Source organism: Cellulomonas sp. P4_A2, assembly GCF_056402515.1.
In genome coordinates this window covers 1-381 of the sequence record NZ_JBFUHG010000194.1, presented here as the reverse complement: position 1 = coordinate 381, position 381 = coordinate 1, and the positions used below count along the sequence as shown (strand labels likewise).

1 protein-coding gene is annotated in these 381 nt (G+C 58.3%); it reads left to right on the top strand.

The genetic code is table 11. The features are described 5' to 3' along the window. Positions 1-269: GNAT family protein (locus AC1DUE_RS20690; RefSeq protein WP_477041274.1), on the top strand; the 269-nt coding region annotated here is incomplete at its 5' end. Positions 270-381: the final 112 nt, after the last annotated feature.

The following is a 381-nucleotide window of genomic DNA, read 5'->3' as shown; positions in this document are numbered from 1 at the left end:
GCATCAAGGGTGCCGGAGTGGGGCATCAAGTACTGGACAAGCTGTTGCAGACCGCCCGCTGGCTGGGTGTGCGCCGGGTTTTCTGTCTCACCTTCGAAGTCGACTTCTTCGCCAAGCACGGCTTCGTGGAGATCGGAGAGACACCGGTCGACACAGATGTCTACAGCGAGCTGCTGCGTTCCTATGACGAGGGCGTAGCAGAGTTCCTCGGTCTCGAACGAGTGAAGCCGAACACCTTGGGCAACAGTCGGATGCTTCTGCACCTGTGACCGCCGGAAGAACCCGGAACCCTATGTCCGAATCGCGCATGTTTCCCGTGTTCTTGCACTCCTGAACCTTCCGAATCGCGCATGTTTCCCGTGTTCTTGCACTCCTGAACCT